This window comes from Tsukamurella sp. TY48, from assembly GCF_019656655.1.
Classification (GTDB): domain Bacteria; phylum Actinomycetota; class Actinomycetes; order Mycobacteriales; family Mycobacteriaceae; genus Tsukamurella; species Tsukamurella strandjordii.
In genome coordinates this window covers 2,824,242-2,842,030 of record NZ_BPMV01000001.1, presented here as the reverse complement: position 1 = coordinate 2,842,030, position 17,789 = coordinate 2,824,242, and the positions used below count along the sequence as shown (strand labels likewise).

Sequence of the window (17,789 nt, the reverse complement as noted above, 5' to 3'; positions counted from 1 at the left end):
CAGGGCGCGGGCCGGATGTCGATGGCGGGTTACTTGTAGAAGCCCTCGCGCAGGTTGATGCCGTGCTCGACCCAGGCCTTCATCGCGGCGAGCATGCCGGTCCAGCCCATGCAGTTGCCGAAGGCGCTCTTGGCGCCGTCCTCGGTGGCGGTCCACGCCGATTCGGTGATGGTGACCAGGGTGCGGGTGTCGTCGTCGATCGGGGCGAATTCGAAGGTCGTGGTGGTGTGCCCGTCGGCGGCGGCAGCGGCCTCCGCGTCCCAGCGGATCACGATCCTGCTGTGCGGGGTGGCCTCGACCACCTGGACCGGGAAGGCGCCGGGGAAATCGGCGAAATCCCAGGTGACTTCGGTGTTCGACTCCAGCCGGCCGCGGGCGCCGCCGGTGGTGAAGTAGTGGGAGAGCTGCTCCGGATCGGCGACGGCCTCGTAGACCTGCGCGGTGGGGCGCGACACGTAGCCGGAGACGGTGAAGGTGAGTTCCTTGAGTTCGGACATGTGATAAAACTACAACATGTCTACCGACGGCCGCAAGGGCGAGATCGACGACGCCGACGATCTCGTCTTCAAGGCGCTCGCCAACGGCACTCGCCGCCGGATGCTGGACGTGCTCAAGGAATCCCCCCGCACCACCGGCGAGCTGTGTGCGCAGTTCCCCGACCTCGACCGCACCACCGTGCTGCAGCACCTGCGGGTGTTGGAGCGGGCCGAGCTGGTGATCGGCCGCAAAGTGGGCCGCGAACGGCACCTCACCCTCGCCCCGGTCCCCATCAAACGCATCCACGACCGCTGGATCGGCGATTACGCCCGCGCCGCCGTCTCCCTGCTCGACGACCTCGCCCGCGACTGAGCCGCCGGGCGAGCGGACACGCGAACGCCCCCGGGACGAGATCCGTCCCGGGGGCGTTCGCCACAGCCTGATCAGTGCACGAAGATCAGTGGAAGAAGATCAGTGGAAGAAGTGGCGGGTTCCGGTGAAGTACATCGTGACCCCGGCCTCCGCGGCCGCCTCGACGACCTCCTTGTCGCGGATGGAACCACCGGGCTGCACGATCGCCTTGACGCCGGCGTCGATGAGGATCTGCGGGCCGTCGGGGAACGGGAAGAAGGCGTCGGACGCCGCCACCGAACCCAGCACGCGGTCACCCGCACGCTTCACGGCGAGCTGCGCGGAATCGACGCGGTTCACCTGCCCCATACCCACACCCACGGACGCGCCGCGCGAGGCCAGCAGGATCGCGTTCGACTTCACGGCACGGCAGGCGCGCCAGGCGAATTCGAGATCGGCGAGGGTGGCCTCGTCGGCGGGCTCGCCGGTGGCCAGGGTCCAGTTCGCGGGATCGTCGCCCTCGGCGTCGATCGCATCGGAGTTCTGGACCAGCAGGCCGCCGGTGATCTGCTTGATCTCCGTCGCCAGCACGGGCGGCTCGGCGAGCAGCACGCGGATGTTCTTCTTGCGCTGCAGGACCGCGAGCGCACCGTCGGCGTAGCCGGGGGCGATGATCACCTCGGTGAAGATCTCCGAGACCTGCTCGGCCATCTCCAGGCTCACCTCGCGGTTGGCGGCGATCACGCCGCCGTACGCGGACACCGGATCGCAGGCGTGCGCCTTGCGGTGGGCCTGCGCCACGTCCTTGCCGATCGCGATGCCACACGGGTTGGCGTGCTTGATGATCGCCACGGCCGGCTCGCGGAAGTCGTAGGCGGCGCGCCACGCGGCGTCACCGTCGGTGTAGTTGTTGTAGCTCATCTCCTTGCCGTGCAGCTGCTGCGCCTGCGCCAGCCCGGTGCCGGAGTCGTTGACGTACAGCGCCGCACCCTGGTGCGGGTTCTCGCCGTAGCGGAGCACCGCATCGCGGGTCCAGGTGCCGCCCATCCATGCGGGGAAGGCGGTGTCGGGCTCGGGAGCCACCACAGAGGTCAGGTACGAGGCGACGGCCACGTCGTAGTCGGCGGTGTGCCGGAAGGCCTTCGCGGCGAACTGCTTGCGCTCCTCCAGGGAGAATCCGCTGCGCGCGCGGTCGGTGACGGCCGTGTAGTCGTCGGGCGAGACCACCACGGTCACGGAGGGGTGGTTCTTCGCCGCGCCGCGCACCATCGACGGTCCGCCGATGTCGATCTGCTCGATGCACTCGTCCTCGGTGGCGCCGGAGGCGACGGTGTCGCTGAACGGGTAGAGGTTCACCACCACCAGCTCGAACTTCTTCACATCCAGCTCGCGGAGCTGTTCGAGGTGCTCGGGCAGCCGGGTGTCGGCGAGGATGCCGGCGTGGATCTTCGGGTGCAGCGTCTTGACCCGGCCGTCGAGGCACTCGGGGAAGCCGGTCACCTCCTCGACGCGGGTCACGGGCACGCCGGCGTCGGCGATGACGCGCGCCGTCGAACCGGTCGAGACGATCTCCACCCCCGCCTGTGCCAGGCCGGTGGCGAGTTCCACCAGTCCCGACTTGTCGTACACGCTGATCAGAGCGCGCTTGATGGGGATGTTGCTCATGAAATCGTGACCTTTCGTCCGTCCGTGCGGTAACCGCTTGCGGCCACCGCGGCGACCACCTCGGTGAGGAGGCGCCGCTCAACGATCTTGATGCGTTCGTGGAGGGTCTGTTCGGTGTCCCCCGGCTCCACCGGGACGGCACGCTGGGCGAGGATCGGGCCGGTGTCGAGGCCCGCATCCACCAGGTGCACGGTGGAACCGGTGAGTTTGACGCCGTGCTCCAGCGCGGCGGGCACGGCATGGGCGCCGGGGAAGGCCGGGAGCAGGGCGGGGTGCGCGTTGATCACCCGTCCGCCGAACGCCGCGAGGAACTGCGGGCCCAGGATCTTCATGAAGCCCGCGGCCACCACGAGGTGGGGATCCAGTTCGGCGACTGCGGCGGTCAGCGCGGCGTCCCACGCGGCCCGGTCGTCGTAGGCGGGCAGCGGCACCTCGGCGCTGGGCACGCCGGCCTCGTCGGCCACCGTCAGCGCGCGGCAGGTGCGATCGGCCACGACGCCCACCACCGAACCGGGGTAGCCCTCCTCCGCGGACGCCGCGAGCAGCGCCTCGAGCAGCGAGCCGGTGCCGGAGGCCAGCACGACGATCCGCGCCGGCGCGCACGGCGGCACCACCACGGTGGGGCTGGGCGTGGTCAGGATGTTCTCCTCGCAAGGGGGACGATGCGGCTTCAGCCTAACGCCGTCGCTTCGCGCTACTGACCGAAGGTGTAGCTGTCGAGCTCCTCGACGTCCGAGACGGCGCGGTCGCGGTTCGGGGTCCGGGTGGTGCGGACCGGGCGCACGGGGCTCGTCGGCTGCTCGGCGAGGGCGTCGAAGTCGCCGGTGTCGGCGTCGTCCGGGCGCGCAGGTGCGGCACCGGGGTCGACGGTGAGCTCCTCGGTCACCTCGTGTTCCTCGCGGTCGGCGGGCACGATCTCGACGGTCTCGGCGGCGGCCGTCTTCTCGTCGACGACATCGGCCTCGTCGGCGTAGGTGGTGTAGCCCGATGCGGCCTCGTCCTCGGCCCTGCGGGCGGCGCGCACCAGGCGGGAGTCGCCGAACTGTTGCAGCACGAGCGCGGAGAGCACGCCGATCAGCGCGATCCAGGCGAAGGTGAAGCCGAAGAGCTGTGGCAGATCGGCCCCGGCGTATCCGAAGCCGCCCAGTTCCCCGCCGGCGGCGAAGGCGGCGGCGGTGAAGCCGACGGCGGTGAGCGCCGCCGTGGTGGTCACGGAGGCCACGGTGGGCCCGAGGTCGAGCGAGCGGGCGGCGCACCGTCGGCCCACCTGGACCGCGACGGCGGCGGGCACGACGAGCAGGAGCATCAGGTACCAGGGAGCGTCGCTCTGCGGCAGCACCGCCAGGATCGGCACGCCCGGCGCGCGACCCGGGGCGGCGGAGAACAGGCTCATCGAGATGGGGCCCAGCTGCACGCCCACACCCAGCGGCAGGGCGGCGGCCGCGATCACCGCGTTCGGCAGGTACAGCAGCGAGAGCAGCACGAGGGCGATCATCCCCACCGCGTCGTTGCCGGAGCGGACGAGCTCGAAGACGGTCTGCCACTGCCAGATCAGGCGCACCACCACGATGACGAGTCCGACGGCGAAGAAGGTCGCCAGGGCGCGACCGGCCATCCGGGCGCAGTCGGCGAACCACCCGGGCAGCCCGAGGTAGCGGGAGACGGCGGGCCAGTAGGCGGGGGCCAGGCCCAGCAGCGCGCCGCCGAGGTGCACGGCCACGGTGCACAGGAAGGCGGTGAGCGGCGGCGGGGTGGCGATGGTGAACCGGCCGGCGGCGTCGTTGATGACGGCGAGCGCGATGGCGGTGAACAGGGCCGGTCCGGCGATGGCGCACAGCAGCAGCGAGCGCAGGTCCGACAGGCTGCGGCCCTCGCCCCCGGCCCGTTGCGCGGCGCGGGCGACGCCCCAGACGAGGGCGATGGTGGGGACCAGCGGGAGCACACCGAGCGTGATGTCGCTGATGGTCACGGGCACCTGGTGCACCGCGAGCCACAGCCCGGCGACGGTGGGGACCAGCGCGCCGAGGCCGGTGGAGGAGCTGAGAAGCACGATCGCGCCGACCACGAGGGCCGACGCGAGCGTGATGAGCGAGGGCCCGAAGGCCACGACGAACAGCGGCCGGGTCTCGCTCGAGCCCGACCCGGCGGCGCGCGCTGAATCCGTCATCGCAATCCACTCTGTCATCAGAGCGGCCGACGGCGGTTCAGGCGCGCCGCGCCGGGGTCAGTTCTGCTGGCCCGGCTTGTCTTCGCCCTCGACCGAGTGCGCACCGTGGGTGGGCGCGGCCGGCGAGCCGAAGGACTGGGTGCTGGGCGTGAACGCGGTGGTCACGTCGTCGCTCGAGGCCGAGGCGCCCGGGTTCGACGGTGCCGCGGGCGGCGCCGGGTAGCCCGAGGCGGCCGGGGCCTGGCTCGACGGGGTCGAGCTGGGCTGGTAGCTGCTGCCGTAGCTGGGCCACTGCGCGGCCGGCTGCGACGGCGACGAGGTGGGGGCCTGCGCCTGGCTCGAGTCGGTGGCGGCCGGGGTGGCGGCGGTGGCGGGAGCCGAGGCGTCGGCGGCGGTCGCGTCGGCATCCTTGGCGGCGTCGGCCGGGTTGGTGATGATGCCCGAGTCGACCAGCACCAGCACGGTGGCGGCCACGGCGGTCAGCAGCGCGAAGACCAGGACGATCCAGAAGCCGTAGGCCAGGCTTTCCCACACGAACAGGCCGAACAGCAGCACGAGGAAGCCCGCGATCGCAAGGGCCGCCGCCGGGGTGCGGCCGGTGTTGCCCTTGGAGATCAGGCTGAGGCCCGCGGAGATGCCGCCGGCGAGGAGAAGTGCAAGTGCCACGATCGGGCCGCCGATAGCTAGCTCGAAGGCGTTGGCATTCACCACGCTGCCACTGCGGTCATAGCCCTCAGCGAACGGAAGGAAGCCGAGCAGGAAGGTGATGACACCGAGCGCGGCGGTGGTGATGGACAGCACCAGCGCCAGGTCGATCGGCTTCGCCGGGGCGGCGGGGGCCTGCTGCTGGTAGCCGCCGTACTGCTGGCCGTAGCCCTGCTGCGGGTAGCCCTGGCCGTAGCCCTGCGGCGCCTGGCCGTAACCCTGCGGCGCGGGCTGACCGTAGCCGCCCTGCTGCTGACCGTAGCCGGGCTGGCCGTAGCCGCCCTGGGGCGCGGGCTGGCCGTAACCGCCCTGGCCCTGCTGCTGGCCGTAATCGGGCTGGCCGTAACCGCCCTGTGCCGGCTGTCCGGGCTGCTGGCCGTAGCCCCCCTGGCCCGGCTGCTGCCCGTATCCGCCTGAATAGGTCATGAAGTCATCTCCCCGAACGGTCGACATCGGCCCCCGCGGGGACCAGTACGTCACCACCCTATACACCATCTCCGACCGTTCTGTGGTTCACTTCACTGAGAGTTCGGTCGACGATCGACAGCAGCGCCCGCGCCGCCGGACTGAGCAGCTTCGAATGCACGAGGTACTGGGTGCGGGTCGGACCGTCGACGAGCGGCACGGCGGCGAGGGCGGCATCGTCGGGCACGGTGTCGGGTGCGGCCGTGCCCACGCACAGGCCGGCTGCGATCAGCGCGAGCATGGTCTCGGAGCGGTCCACCTCGAAGGGCACGGACCGCTGCACCCCGGCGGCGGCGAAGGCGAGGTCGGTCTCGGCGCGTCCGGCACCGCCGGCCGGGTAGTCGGCGAAGGGCTCGTCGGCGACATCGGCCAGGGTCAGCGGCCCGACGAGGCCCCGCGCGGCAGGCGCGACCAGCACGAGGCGCTCGAATCGGAGTCTCCGGGCGATCACCCCGGCGGTGGAGAAGCCCTCGGGCACACCGAGGAGGGCCAGATCGAGCGTGCCGCGCCGCACCTCGTCGATGAGGTCCTCGCTGGGCCCGCTGCGCACGCGCACGGCCGCGTCGGGGTGGGCGCACCGGTACTGGCGCAGCACCTCGACCACGTCGAAGGCGGTGAAGGTGGGGATCATGCCGACGGTCACGGTGCCCCGCACACTGCCGAGTGTGGAGGCCACCTCGTCGACGGCGCGTTCGGTGGCGGCCAGCGCGGCGCGCGCCTGCGGGAGGAAGGCCTCCCCCGCTGCGGTGAGCCGGACGGAGCGGTTGGTGCGGTCGAACAGCCGCGCCCCGAGCTCGCGTTCGAGGGCGGCGATCTGGTGGCTGAGCGCGGATTGCACCACGTGGCACCGCTCCGCGGCGCGGGTGAAGTTCAGGGTCTCGGCGGTGGCGATCACGTAGCGGAGTTGCTGCAGCTCCATCGATCAATCCCATCGATCATTCGATCTCAACCATGTGTTGTACTCATCGCTTGCGGCCGACGATAGTCGATGAGGTGACCACGACCTCCACCGCAGCGCCCACCGCCTCCCGCTCCGGACTGCTGCGCCTCATGGCCCTCGCGACGGGACTGTCCGTCGCCGGGAACTACCTCGCCCATCCGATCCTCGGCCTGCTGCAGGAACGCCTCGGCATGTCCGAGACCGCGGCGGGCCTGCTCGTGACCGCCGCCCAGGCCGGATACGCGGTGGGACTGGTGCTGCTGGTGCCGATGGCGGATGCGGTGCGGCGGCGCCCGCTGGCGCTCACGCTCCTGCTCATCACCGCCGCGGCGTTGGTGGCGGCGGGCGCGGCACCGTCGGGCACGGTGCTGTTGATCGCGGCGACGGTGGCGGCGGTGACCTCCGTGGGCGCGCAGGTGATCGTGCCGTACGCGGCCGAGCTCGCGGGTCCGGAGCATCAGGCCCGCGCGGTGGGCATCGTGATGAGCGGACTGGTGCTGGGCACCGTGGTGAGCCGCTTCCTCTCGGGCGTGCTCTCGGACCTGTCCGGGTGGCGCACGCCGTACCTGGTGCTGGCGGGGGCGATCGTCCTGGTGACCGCGGCCCTGGCGCGGGCGCTCCCCCGGCACGATCCGGGTCGGCCGGGCCTCACCCCGTCGGGCTACCGCGCGCTGCTGGCGTCGATGGCAGGACTGATCCGCGAGCTGCCCGTGCTGCGACTGCGGTCGGTGCTGATCGGCTTGGCGCTGGCATCGTTCATGGTGCAGGGCGCGGCGGTCACGTTCCTCCTGGCGGGCCAACGGTTCGGCTGGACGCCGGCGGCGATCGGCGCGGTCGGTCTGCTGGGCGCCGTGGGCGCGCTCTCGGGCCCGACGATCGGGCGGTTCGTGGACCGCGGCCACGGCGCGCGGATCACCGCGGGCGGTCTGGCGGTGCAGTCAGCGGCGTGGTTGGTCATGATTCCCGCGGCGGGCGCCATCGGCCTGCCGGCGCTGATCGTGGGCCTGGTCCTCATGGGGATCGGGCAGCAGGCCGCGCTGAATTCCTCGCAGGCGGTGGTCTTCTCGCTGCGGCCGCAGGCGCGCGGTCGGATCAACGCCGTGTTCATGGGCACGTTCTTCCTGGGTGGCACGCTGGGCTCCGCGGCGACGGCGGCGCTGTGGCCGATCGCCGGGTGGACGGGCGCCTGCCTGCTCGGCGCGGGGCTGGCCGCGGCGGCGCTCGTGCTGTACCTGGTGTTCCGGAGCGTCGAGCACACCGCCTAGAAAACGCCGCCTGGAAACGGGACGGCCCCGCCGTCCGCGAGGACGACGGGGCCGTGGACCGAATTGCCGTGCGTTACAGCGACTGCAGGATCTCGCGGGCGAGAGCGGCGGTCTCGGAGGGGGTCTTGCCCACCTTGACGCCGGCGGCCTCGAGGGCCTCCTTCTTGGCCTGCGCGGTGCCCGAGGAGCCGGAGACGATGGCGCCGGCGTGGCCCATGGTCTTGCCCTCGGGGGCGGTGAAGCCGGCCACGTAGCCCACGACGGGCTTGGTGACGTTCGCCTTGATGTACTCGGCGGCACGCTCCTCGGCGTCGCCGCCGATCTCGCCGATCATCACGATCACCTTGGTCTCGGGGTCCTTCTCGAAGGCCTCGATCGCGTCGATGTGGGTGGTGCCGATCACCGGGTCGCCGCCGATGCCGATGGCGGTCGAGAAGCCGAAATCGCGCAGCTCGTACATCATCTGGTAGGTCAGGGTGCCCGACTTGGACACCAGGCCGACGGGGCCGGTACCGGTGATGTTGGCCGGGGTGATGCCCACCAGCGCCTCGCCCGGGGTGATGATGCCGGGGCAGTTCGGGCCGATGATCCGGGTCTTGCGGCCCTTGTCCACGTTGTAGGCCCACGCGTACGCGGAGTCCTGCACCGGGATGCCCTCTGTGATCACCACGAGCAGCGGGATCTCGGCGTCGATGGCCTCGACGATGGCGTCCTTGGAGAAGGCCGGGGGCACGAACGCGATGGAGACGTCCGCGCCGGTCTTCTCGATGGCCTCGGCGACCGATCCGAAGACGGGCAGCTCGATGGCGTTGCCATCCTTGTCGGTGTGCGAGACGGTGGTGCCGGCCTTGCGCGCGTTGACGCCGCCGACCACGTTGGTGCCGGCCTTGAGCATGAGGGCGGTGTGCTTGGTGCCCTCGCCGCCGGTGATGCCCTGGACGATGACCTTGTTGTCCTTGGTCAGGAAGATAGCCATGTTGTCGTTGTCTCCCTTACTTGTTCGCCAGCTCGGCGGCCTTGTCGGCGCCTTCGTCCATGGTCTGCGCCAGCGTCACCAGCGGGTGGTTCGCGGCGGCCAGGATCGCCCGGCCCTCCTCGACCTTGTTCCCGTCGAGGCGCACGACGAGCGGCTTGGAGGCCGATTCGCCGAGGGTCTTCAGGGCGCCGACGATGCCGTTGGCCACCGCGTCGCACGCGGTGATGCCGCCGAAGACGTTCACGAAGACGCTCTTGACCTGCTCGTCACCGAGGATCACGTCGAGGCCCGCGGCCATGACCTCGGCCGAGGCGCCGCCGCCGATGTCGAGGAAGTTGGCGGGCTTGACGCCGCCGTGGTTCTCGCCCGCGTAGGCGACCACGTCGAGGGTCGACATGACCAGGCCCGCGCCGTTGCCGATGATGCCGACCTGTCCGTCGAGCTTGACGTAGTTGAGGTCGTGCTTCTTCGCCTTGACCTCGAGCGGGTCGGTGGCGCCGGTGTCCTCGAAGACGAGGTGATCGGGGTGCCGGAAGTCGGCGTTCTCGTCGAGCGTCACCTTGCCGTCGAGGGCGAGGATCTGGTCGTCGGGGGTGCGCACCAGCGGGTTGACCTCCACCAGGGTGGCGTCCTCGCCGACGTAGACCTCCCAGAGCTTCTGGATGGTCACGGCCGCGGCGTCGAGCACCTCGGCGGGCAGCTTGCCCTTCTCGGCGATCTCGCGCGCCAGCGCCAGGTCGACGCCCTTGGTCGCGTCGATGGCGACCTTGGCGAGCGCGTCGGGGTTCTCCTCGGCGGTGACCTCGATCTCGACGCCGCCCTCGACGGAGCACATCGCGAGGTGGGTGCGGTTCGCGCGATCGAGCAGGAAGGAGATGTAGTACTCCTCCGCGATATCGCTGGCCTCGGCCACCAGGAGCTTCTTCACCACATGGCCCTTGATGTCCAGACCCAGGATGTTCTCCGCATGGGTCTGCGCGTCGTCGGCGGCGGGGGCGTACTTCACGCCGCCGGCCTTGCCGCGGCCGCCCACCTTCACCTGCGCCTTGATCATCACGGGCTTGCCGATTTCCTCAGCAATTGCGCGTGCATCAGCGGCGGTGTCCGTCACTCGGCCCGGCGTGGTTGGCACACCGTGCTTAGCGAACAGTTCCTTCGCCTGGTATTCGAAGAGATCCATCAGCTCACCATCTGTCTGGTTACTCGGTCCACCCGCATTCGCACGGGTCCGCGTTCGACTCTATGCCCCGCCCGATCAGCGCTGACGGGGACCCGTTGCAAATGGCGTATCTCACTGACCGAGGTGGACGATCCGGACCTTCGATGGGGCATGACCTGCGGTTATCTCGGTCCCGATGCTACCGGTGAGTAGGTTCCGCCGGCAGCGGCGACAACCTGCGGGAACGGTGCCGGTTCAGGCGGACGCAAGCCCCGGTTAAGGGCCCTGGCCGACAGTTCTCCCATCGAACTACGAGGAGATCGCACCCATGAAGTCGTCCCGCCCCACAGTGATCGCCGCGGCCGCCGCGCTCGCGCTCACCGTCACCCTGACCGGATGCTCCGATAAGGGCGGCGGAACGGGCTCAGAGACCAGTGCCGCGGCGTCCGCCGTCGACGCCGCCGGATTGGTCACGAGCGCCACCGACGCCTCGAAGAACGTCGCGAGTGCGCACTTCGAGCTCGCCACCACCGGCACGATCCCGGACCTTCCGGTGACGAAGGTGAGCGGCGATCTGCAGAACAAGCCGTCCGTCGCGGCGAAGGGCACGGCGAGGGTGAACGTGGGCGGCACGGTGGAGGCGAAGTTCGTCTTCATCGACGGCCGCATGTACGCCGATCTGACGGGCGGCGCGTACACCGACTACGGCCAGGGCGATTCGATCTACGACGTGACCGCGCTCTTCGATCCCGCCAAGGGCATCCCGAACATTCTGGCCAAGCTCAAGAATCCGAGGTCGGCGGGCAGCGAGACGATCGACGGGCAGAAGACCGAGAAGATCACCGGCACCGTTCCCGCATCCGATATCGCGGCGATCAGCGGATCGCGCGTGACCACGGGCGGCGCGAACACCGAGGTGGGCACCACCGTGTGGATCCAGCCGAGCGGCGATCACCAGGTGGTGCGCATCTCCGTGATCCCGGTGCAGGACGCGACGCTCGCGCTGACCTTCTCGAAGTGGGGCGAGAAGGTGACCGTCACCAAGCCCGACGTGGCCCCTGCCGCCCCCGCCGAGGGTGGCGAACAGAAGTCCCTCGACGGCAACTGATCTCAGAACACTCCCCCGGAAGGAAACCATCATGACGTTCTCTCGTACCCGGCGTCTCGCCGCCGGCGGCCTGGCCGTGATCGGCATCGCCAGTGGTCTGTCCACCGTGGCGCCCGCCGCCTCCAACGCCGCGCCCGGCGTCTTCTACGGCGCGATCGCCGTGGGCAGCAACGGCGCTTGGGGCCGCGCCCTCGATTACGGCAACCGTGCCACTGCGGAACGCGTCGCCCTCAGTTACTGCAACGGCAACTGCCGCATCCTGGCCTCGTTCGCCAACGGCTGTGGCGCCGTGGCGAAGACCCGCGCCAGCTACTGGGGCAACGTGGGCGACACCCTGGGCGTCGCCCAGAACCGCGCCCTGCGCAACGGTGGCTACATCTACACCTGGGCCTGCACCTCGAACCACGCCTGATCCTCGGATCAACAAGGGCGGCGACGGAACTCGGCGCCGCCCTTGTCCGCGCATCACCAGGTGTGCGCGCGGCCCTGGTCCTCGTACCACCCGAGCAGGTCGGGATCGTCGACGGACTTGGGGTCCACGTTCACCTCACGGCCTGCGAGCATGCCGGTCACGGGGATCTCCAGCTTCTTGCCGGTCTTGGTGTGCGGGATGCCGGGGGCCAGGATGATCTCGTCGGGCACGTGTCGCGGCGAGAGCCGCGTGCGCACGTCGGTGCGGATCCGGGCCACCAGTTCGTCGGTGAGCTCCGCACCCGGTACCAGGGTGAGGAACATCGGCATCCAGTACTTCGCGTCCGGCCCGTCCACACCCACGACCATCGCCTCGGCGACCTCGGGCACGGCCTCGACCACCTCGTAGATGTCGGCCGAGCCCATCCGGATGCCGTTGCGGTTCAGCGTCGCATCGCTGCGGCCGTGGATGGTCACGGACCCGCGGTCGGTCAGTTCCACCCAGTCGCCGTGCCGCCACACGTTGGGCGCGATTCCGCCGGACCCGGGCGCATCAGCTCTGTCGGTCCACTCGTGCTCGAAGTAGGCGGCCCGGTACTTCGCATCGCCGGGGTCGTTCCAGAAGTGCGTCGGCATCGACGGCATCGGCTGGGTGATCACCATCTCCCCCACCTCGTCCACGAGCGGCGTGCGGTCGGGCGCCCAGGCCTCCAGCGCGCAGCCGAGGTAGCGCACCGTCAGCTCCCCCGGAACATGCGGCACCGAGGCGGTGCCGCCGCAGAAGGCGCTGCACACATCCGTGCCACCGGATACCGAGCTCACCGGGAGGCCTTGGGCGACATGCTCGTCCACCCAGGTGAACAGGTCGGGCGCGAGCGGCGAACCGGTACTCCCCACGGTGCGGAGCACCAGCGAGTGCTGCGTACCGGGGTCGAGATCGGCCTTGCGCGAGGCCTGGAGCTGGCCCGGGCTGGTGCCGAAGAAGGTGACCTTCTCGTCCTCGCAGATCTGCCACAGCCGATCGGCGGTGGGCGCCAGCGGGTGACCGGAGAAGCACACCACGGTGGCACCCATGAGCAGGCCGGCCACCTGGTAGTTCCACATCATCCAGCTCAGCGCGGTGTGCCAGAAGAAGACGTCGCCGGCGGCGATCTCGTTGTGCAGGCCCAGAACCTTGACGTGCTCGATGAGGATGCCGCCGTGGCCCTGCACGATGCCTTTCGGTTTGCCGGTGGTCCCCGAACTGAACAGCACCCACAGCGGGTGGTCGAAGGGCACGCGCACCGGTTCCAGCGGCGGCGTCTGCGCCGTCGGCTCCGGCAGTGCGGTGATCACGTGCGAGGAGGGAACGCCGAGCAGCGCAGCCAGTTCCGCGGTGTCGGCGCGCTTGTCCACGTCCTTATCGCCGAACCGGTAGCCGTCGCGCGCGAACAGCACCGTCGGCTGCAGCTGGGCCATCCGGCCGGCCGCGCCCTCAGGCGCGTAGTCCTGCCCGCAGCCCGACCAGATCGCGCCGATCGACGCGGTGGCGAGGAAGGCGATCACCGCGAAGGGCTCGTCGGGCAGGTAGGCGGCCACGGTGTCGCCCGTGCCCACCCCGAGCGAACGCAGCAGCTCGGCGGTGGCGGAGACCCGCGCCGGCAGCTCCGCCCACGGGATCGCCACGCGCGTACCGTCGTCCGACAGCCCGACGATCGCGTCACCCGGCAGCGACGACCACCTGAGCACCTGGTCGACGTAGTTCAGTTCCACCTCGGGAAACCACTGCGCGCCGGGCATCTCGCGAGACACCAGCACCGGGCCGGTGCGCTCGCCCAGCTCGAAGAAGTCCCACACGCCGCCCCAGAACTGTTCGGGCTGCTCCACGGAATAGCGGAACACCGCGTCGTAATCGCCGGTGGGGACGCCGACGGAGGCTGCGAAGCGATCGATCGAATGCACCCCGTCAGCCTTCCAGACCAAGCAGCGTCACGGACTCTTCCCGCATCTGCACCTTGCGAATCTTTCCCGATACCGTCATAGGGAAGGCCGATACCACGTGCACGTACCGCGGGATCTTGTGCCGAGCGATCTTCCCGTCGGCGAAGGCCTTGAGATCATCGACGGTGAAGGAGTCCACCCCCTCGCGCAGCTGGATCCAGGCCATCAGCTCCTCGCCGTACTTCTCATCGAGAACGCCGATCACCTGCGCGTCGAGGATGTCGGGGTGGGTGTAGAGGAACTCCTCGATCTCGCGGGGGTAGATGTTCTCGCCGCCACGGATCACCATGTCCTTGATCCGGCCGGTGATGCGCACGTAGCCGCGCTCGTCCATCGTCGCGAGATCACCGGTGTGCATCCACCCGTCGGCGTCGATCGCCTCGGCGGTCTTCTCCGGGTTGCTCCAGTAGCCCGTCATCACGGAATAGCCACGGGTGCAGAGTTCGCCGACCTCACCGCGCGGCACCGGTGTGCCGTCGATCGGATCGATCACCTGGATCTCCAGGTGCGGGCCGACTCGCCCGACGGTGCCCACCCGCAGCTCCAGCGCGTCGTCGACCCGGGTCTGGGTGGACACCGGGGAGGTCTCGGTCATGCCGTAGCAGATCGACACCTCGCTCATGCCCATCCGATCGACCACCTTGCGCATCACCTCTTCGGGGCACGGCGATCCGGCCATGATGCCGGTGCGCAGGCTGGACAGGTCGTAGGAATCGAATTCGGTGAGAGCGAGTTCGGCGATGAACATGGTGGGCACACCGTAGAGGCTGGTGCACTTCTCGGCGGCCACCGCGGCCAGCGCCTCCTGGGGCACGAAGGCCGGACCCGGGATCACCATGGCCGCACCGTGTGTGATGGCCGCGAGGTTGCCCATCACCATGCCGAAGCAGTGGTAGAAGGGCACGGGGATGCAGATCGAGTCCTGCTCGGTGTAGTTCAACAGCTCGCCCACGAGGTAGCCGTTGTTGAGGATGTTGGCGTGGCTCAGCGTGGCGCCCTTGGGGAATCCCGTGGTGCCCGAGGTGTATTGGATGTTGATGGGATCGTCTGCGCTGAGCTGATCACCGAGGTCGGTGAGGTCGGACAGTTCGTCGTCCGACGGTGTCGTGAGGTACTCCGCCCAGCCGTCACCGTCGAAGGTCACCACGTCGCGGAGTTCGGGCGCCTCGGGGCGGGCGGCCTCCAGCATGGCGGCGTACTCGGAGGTCTTGAAGGAGCTGAGCGTGAACACCGCCACGATCCCGGCCTGGTTCAGCGCGTACTCCAGCTCGCGTTGCCGGTAGGCCGGGTTGAGGTTGACCAGGATCACCCCGGCGAGCGCGGTGCCGAACTGGACGATCACCCATTCGGGGGTGTTCGGCGCCCAGACGCCCACCCGGTCGCCGCGCCGGATGCCCTTGCGCACCAGCGCCGCCGCGACGGCGCGCGCATCGTCGAGCAGCTCGCCGTAGGTCCAGCGGCGGCCCGAGGGCACGTCCACGAGGGCGGTGCGATCACCGAACCGGTCGGCGGTCAGCTCCAGCTGAGCGCCGATGGTGAGGGTGAGCAGGGCGGGTTCGGCGGCGCCTCGATCGTAAGACGGGGTGGTCATCTCGGTCTCCTCCAAGAAGCGGTTGTGATCAGTCGAATCGGGCGACGATGGCGCGGGCCTGGGCGAGCAGCGGGGCGTCGATCATCTGCCCGCGCACCTGGTACACGCCGTTGTTCTCGGCCTCGGCATCGAGTACCTCTCGGGCCCACGCGATCTCGTCGTCGGTGGGGCGGTAGGCAGCGCGGATCACGGGCACCTGGGACGGGTGGATGCACACGGTGGCGGCGTAGCCCAGCGCCACGGCGTCGAGCGCTTCCGCCGTGAGTCCCTCGGTGTCGGCGATGTCGATGTACACCGAGTCCAGGGCGAACTTGCCGTGCGCGGCGGCGGCCAGCCGCACGGACGAGCGGACGTGCCGCGGCACATCGCGGTAGGTACCGTCGGCGAACCGGCTGGATCGTCCGCCCATCGCGGCCACCAGATCCTCGGCGCCCCACATGATGCCGATGCAGCGGGGGTGGGCCGCGATCTCGTTCACGTTGACGGCGCCGAGCGGGGTCTCGATGAGGGCGATCACCTGCAGGCCGTCCACCTGGGCCACCTTGTCGAGCTGATGCGCCGATTCGGTCTTGGCCAGCATGATCACCCGGTACTGGGTGCGCCGCACGGTCTCGATGTCCTGCGCGAAATCGTGAGTGCCGAAGGCGTTCACCCGCACGATCGTCCGAGCGGGATCGAGCGGGGTCGCGAGCAGCGCATCGCGGGCGGCCGGCCGCGCATCGGCGGTCACCGCATCCTCCAGGTCGAGGATCACCGCATCGGCGCGCTCGGCCGCCTTGGCGTACCGCTCGGGCCGGTCGGCCGGGCAGAACAGGATCGCCGGACCGGGAGGCTGCCAGGCGGGGGCGTTGAGGTCCTCGTGGTGGAACATGACCTACCCCTCCGACGGTGCCTTGCGCACCAGCGTCGATCGTTCGGCGACGGCGACGACCACGCCGTCCTGATTGCGTGCGGTGTGCCGCAGGGTGACGATGCCCTCCCCCGGCCGGGACTTGGACTCCCGCTTGCCGGTGCACAGCGTCTCTGCGTAGAGGGTGTCGCCGGCGAAGACGGGGGCGGGGAAGGCGATCTCGGAGAAGCCGAGGTTCGCCACCAGGGTTCCCTGGGTGAGCTGCGCGACGGACAGGCCCACCAGGGTGGACAGCGTGTACATCGAGTTGACCAGCCGCTGCCCGCCGAAACCGGGCTGCTGCTCGGCCCAGTGCGCATCGAGGTGCAGGGCCTGGGTGTTCATCGTCAGCTTGGTGAACAGCACGTTGTCGGCCTCGGTGACGGTGACGCCGGGGCGGTGCTCGTAGAGCACGCCCTCCTCGTACTCGTCGAACCACAGGCCGCGCTGCACCACCCGCTTGTGCGGGGCGCCGATCTCGTCGGGCGCGCTCACGCCGTCAGCCCCAGGGACCGGGCGATCAGCATGAGCTGCACCTCGGTGGTGCCCTCGCCGATCTCGAGGATCTTCGAGTCGCGGTAGTGCCGGGCCACCGGGTACTCGTTCATGAAGCCGTAGCCGCCGTGGATCTGGGTGGCCATGCGGGCGTTGTCCATCGCGGCCTCGGAGGAGATCATCTTGGCGATGGCGGCCTCCTTCTTGAAGGGCTTGCCTGCCAGCATGAGCCGGGCCGCCTCGTAGTAGGCGACGCGGGAGGTGTGCGCCCGCGCCTCCATCCGCGCGATGGCGAAGGCGATGGACTGGAACTCGCCGATCGGCTTGCCGAAGGCGTTGCGCTCCTTGGCGTACTTCACCGATTCGTCCACGCAGCCCTGCGCGGCACCGGTCGCCACCGCGGCGATGGCGATGCGGCCCTCGTCGAGGATGGACAGGAAGTTCGCGTAGCCGCGCCCCTCCTCGCCGAGCAGGTTCTCCCGCGGCACCCGCACGTCCGCGAAGCTGAGCGGGTGGGTGTCCGAGGCGTTCCAGCCCACCTTGTTGTAGGCGGGCTCCACCGTGAAACCGGGGGTGCCGCTGGGCACGATGATGGTGGAGATCTGCTTGCGGCCGTCCGGCTTGGTACCGGTCACCGCGGTCACCGTCACCAGGCTGGTGATATCGGTGCCGGAGTTGGTGATGAACTGCTTGGAGCCGTTGATCACCCAGGTGTCGCCGTCGAGCTTGGCGGTGGTCTGGGTTCCGGACGCGTCCGAGCCGCAGCCGGGCTCGGTGAGGCCGAAGCCGGCCAGGTTCTCGCCCGCGGCGAGGCTCGGCAGGTACTTCTGCTTCTGCTCCTGGGTGCCGAACTTGTAGATCGGCATGGCGCCGAGTCCCACTCCGGCCTCGACGGTCATCGCGACCGACTGGTCGACGCGGCCCAGTTCCTCCAGTGCGAGGGCGAGCGCGAAGTAGTCGCCGCCCATCCCGCCGTACTCCTCGGGGAAGGGCAGGCCGAACAGGCCCATCTGGCCCATCTGCTTGACGACCTCGTACGGGAAGGAGTGCTCCGCATCGTGCTTGGCCGAGACGGGCGCCACCACCTGGTTCGCGAAATCGCGCACCGTGTCCCGAAGATCGGCGTATTCGCTGGTCAGTTCCAT

Annotated in this window: 17 protein-coding genes; 4 read left to right on the top strand and 13 right to left on the bottom strand. The window is 69.9% G+C overall.

Annotated features, from left to right (window positions below):
- Positions 1-29: 29 nt before the first annotated feature.
- Positions 30-497, bottom strand: coding sequence for an SRPBCC domain-containing protein (locus TTY48_RS13905; RefSeq protein ID WP_220658045.1), 468 nt, complete (start codon positions 495-497; stop codon positions 30-32).
- 16 nt (positions 498-513) lie between these two features.
- On the opposite strand from TTY48_RS13905, the gene TTY48_RS13900 reads away from it, so the two are divergent.
- Entirely contained in the window at positions 514-849 is a 336-nt protein-coding gene (locus TTY48_RS13900; protein WP_220658044.1) for a helix-turn-helix transcriptional regulator, read from the top strand.
- Positions 850-948: 99 nt separating this feature from the next.
- On the opposite strand, the gene purH is transcribed toward TTY48_RS13900, so the two are convergent.
- The 5 genes from purH to TTY48_RS13875 form a co-directional block, all read right to left on the bottom strand.
- On the bottom strand, positions 949-2,493 hold the full coding sequence (purH, locus tag TTY48_RS13895; RefSeq protein WP_220658043.1) for a bifunctional phosphoribosylaminoimidazolecarboxamide formyltransferase/IMP cyclohydrolase: 1,545 nt from the start codon (positions 2,491-2,493) through the stop codon (positions 949-951).
- Positions 2,490-3,104 carry a phosphoribosylglycinamide formyltransferase gene (gene purN, locus TTY48_RS13890; protein ID WP_220658585.1) on the bottom strand — a complete coding sequence of 205 codons (615 nt, stop codon included), beginning with the start codon at positions 3,102-3,104 and terminating at the stop codon, positions 2,490-2,492. Before purN ends, purH begins: the two co-directional genes overlap by 4 nt.
- An 83-nt stretch (positions 3,105-3,187) precedes the next feature.
- The gene (locus TTY48_RS13885; RefSeq protein WP_220658042.1) at positions 3,188-4,660 is read right to left on the bottom strand and encodes a DUF6350 family protein; all 1,473 of its coding nucleotides are present in this window, start codon (positions 4,658-4,660) and stop codon (positions 3,188-3,190) included.
- A 57-nt stretch (positions 4,661-4,717) separates the two neighbouring features.
- Complete coding sequence (locus TTY48_RS13880) at positions 4,718-5,791, bottom strand: DUF5336 domain-containing protein (protein WP_220658041.1); 1,074 nt, start codon at positions 5,789-5,791, stop codon at positions 4,718-4,720.
- Between the two features lie 58 nt (positions 5,792-5,849).
- Positions 5,850-6,749 carry a LysR family transcriptional regulator gene (locus TTY48_RS13875; RefSeq protein ID WP_220658040.1) on the bottom strand — a complete coding sequence of 300 codons (900 nt, stop codon included), beginning with the start codon at positions 6,747-6,749 and terminating at the stop codon, positions 5,850-5,852.
- Positions 6,750-6,823: 74 nt separating this feature from the next.
- Between TTY48_RS13875 and TTY48_RS13870 the strand changes: the two genes are divergently transcribed.
- A complete protein-coding gene (locus TTY48_RS13870) occupies positions 6,824-8,035 on the top strand; it encodes an MFS transporter (RefSeq protein WP_220658039.1) in 1,212 nt (403 codons plus the stop codon).
- A 73-nt stretch (positions 8,036-8,108) separates the two neighbouring features.
- Here the strand turns inward: TTY48_RS13870 and sucD are convergent, their stop codons facing one another.
- The gene (sucD, locus tag TTY48_RS13865; RefSeq protein WP_220658038.1) at positions 8,109-9,011 is read right to left on the bottom strand and encodes a succinate--CoA ligase subunit alpha; all 903 of its coding nucleotides are present in this window, start codon (positions 9,009-9,011) and stop codon (positions 8,109-8,111) included.
- A 16-nt stretch (positions 9,012-9,027) separates the two neighbouring features.
- The gene (gene sucC / locus TTY48_RS13860) at positions 9,028-10,191 is read right to left on the bottom strand and encodes an ADP-forming succinate--CoA ligase subunit beta (protein ID WP_220658037.1); all 1,164 of its coding nucleotides are present in this window, start codon (positions 10,189-10,191) and stop codon (positions 9,028-9,030) included.
- A gap of 307 nt (positions 10,192-10,498) precedes the next feature.
- Between sucC and TTY48_RS13855 the strand changes: the two genes are divergently transcribed.
- Complete coding sequence (locus tag TTY48_RS13855; protein WP_220658036.1) at positions 10,499-11,278, top strand: LppX_LprAFG lipoprotein; 780 nt, start codon at positions 10,499-10,501, stop codon at positions 11,276-11,278.
- 31 nt (positions 11,279-11,309) lie between these two features.
- The gene (locus tag TTY48_RS13850) at positions 11,310-11,690 is read left to right on the top strand and encodes a DUF4189 domain-containing protein (RefSeq protein ID WP_220658035.1); all 381 of its coding nucleotides are present in this window, start codon (positions 11,310-11,312) and stop codon (positions 11,688-11,690) included.
- A 53-nt stretch (positions 11,691-11,743) separates the two neighbouring features.
- On the opposite strand, the gene TTY48_RS13845 is transcribed toward TTY48_RS13850, so the two are convergent.
- The 5 genes from TTY48_RS13845 to TTY48_RS13825 are packed head-to-tail and all read right to left on the bottom strand — an operon-like array spanning position 11,744 to position 17,789.
- Positions 11,744-13,630 carry an acetoacetate--CoA ligase gene (locus tag TTY48_RS13845; RefSeq protein ID WP_220658034.1) on the bottom strand — a complete coding sequence of 629 codons (1,887 nt, stop codon included), beginning with the start codon at positions 13,628-13,630 and terminating at the stop codon, positions 11,744-11,746.
- A 4-nt stretch (positions 13,631-13,634) separates the two neighbouring features.
- Complete coding sequence (locus TTY48_RS13840; RefSeq protein WP_220658033.1) at positions 13,635-15,260, bottom strand: AMP-binding protein; 1,626 nt, start codon at positions 15,258-15,260, stop codon at positions 13,635-13,637.
- 28 nt (positions 15,261-15,288) lie between these two features.
- Positions 15,289-16,131, bottom strand: a complete 843-nt coding sequence (locus tag TTY48_RS13835) for a CoA ester lyase (protein WP_220658032.1) — start codon at positions 16,129-16,131, stop codon at positions 15,289-15,291.
- Positions 16,132-16,134: 3 nt separating this feature from the next.
- Complete coding sequence (locus tag TTY48_RS13830; protein WP_220658031.1) at positions 16,135-16,644, bottom strand: MaoC family dehydratase; 510 nt, start codon at positions 16,642-16,644, stop codon at positions 16,135-16,137.
- On the bottom strand, positions 16,641-17,789 hold the full coding sequence (locus TTY48_RS13825; protein ID WP_220658030.1) for an acyl-CoA dehydrogenase family protein: 1,149 nt from the start codon (positions 17,787-17,789) through the stop codon (positions 16,641-16,643). The genes TTY48_RS13830 and TTY48_RS13825 overlap by 4 nt, the downstream gene beginning before the upstream one ends.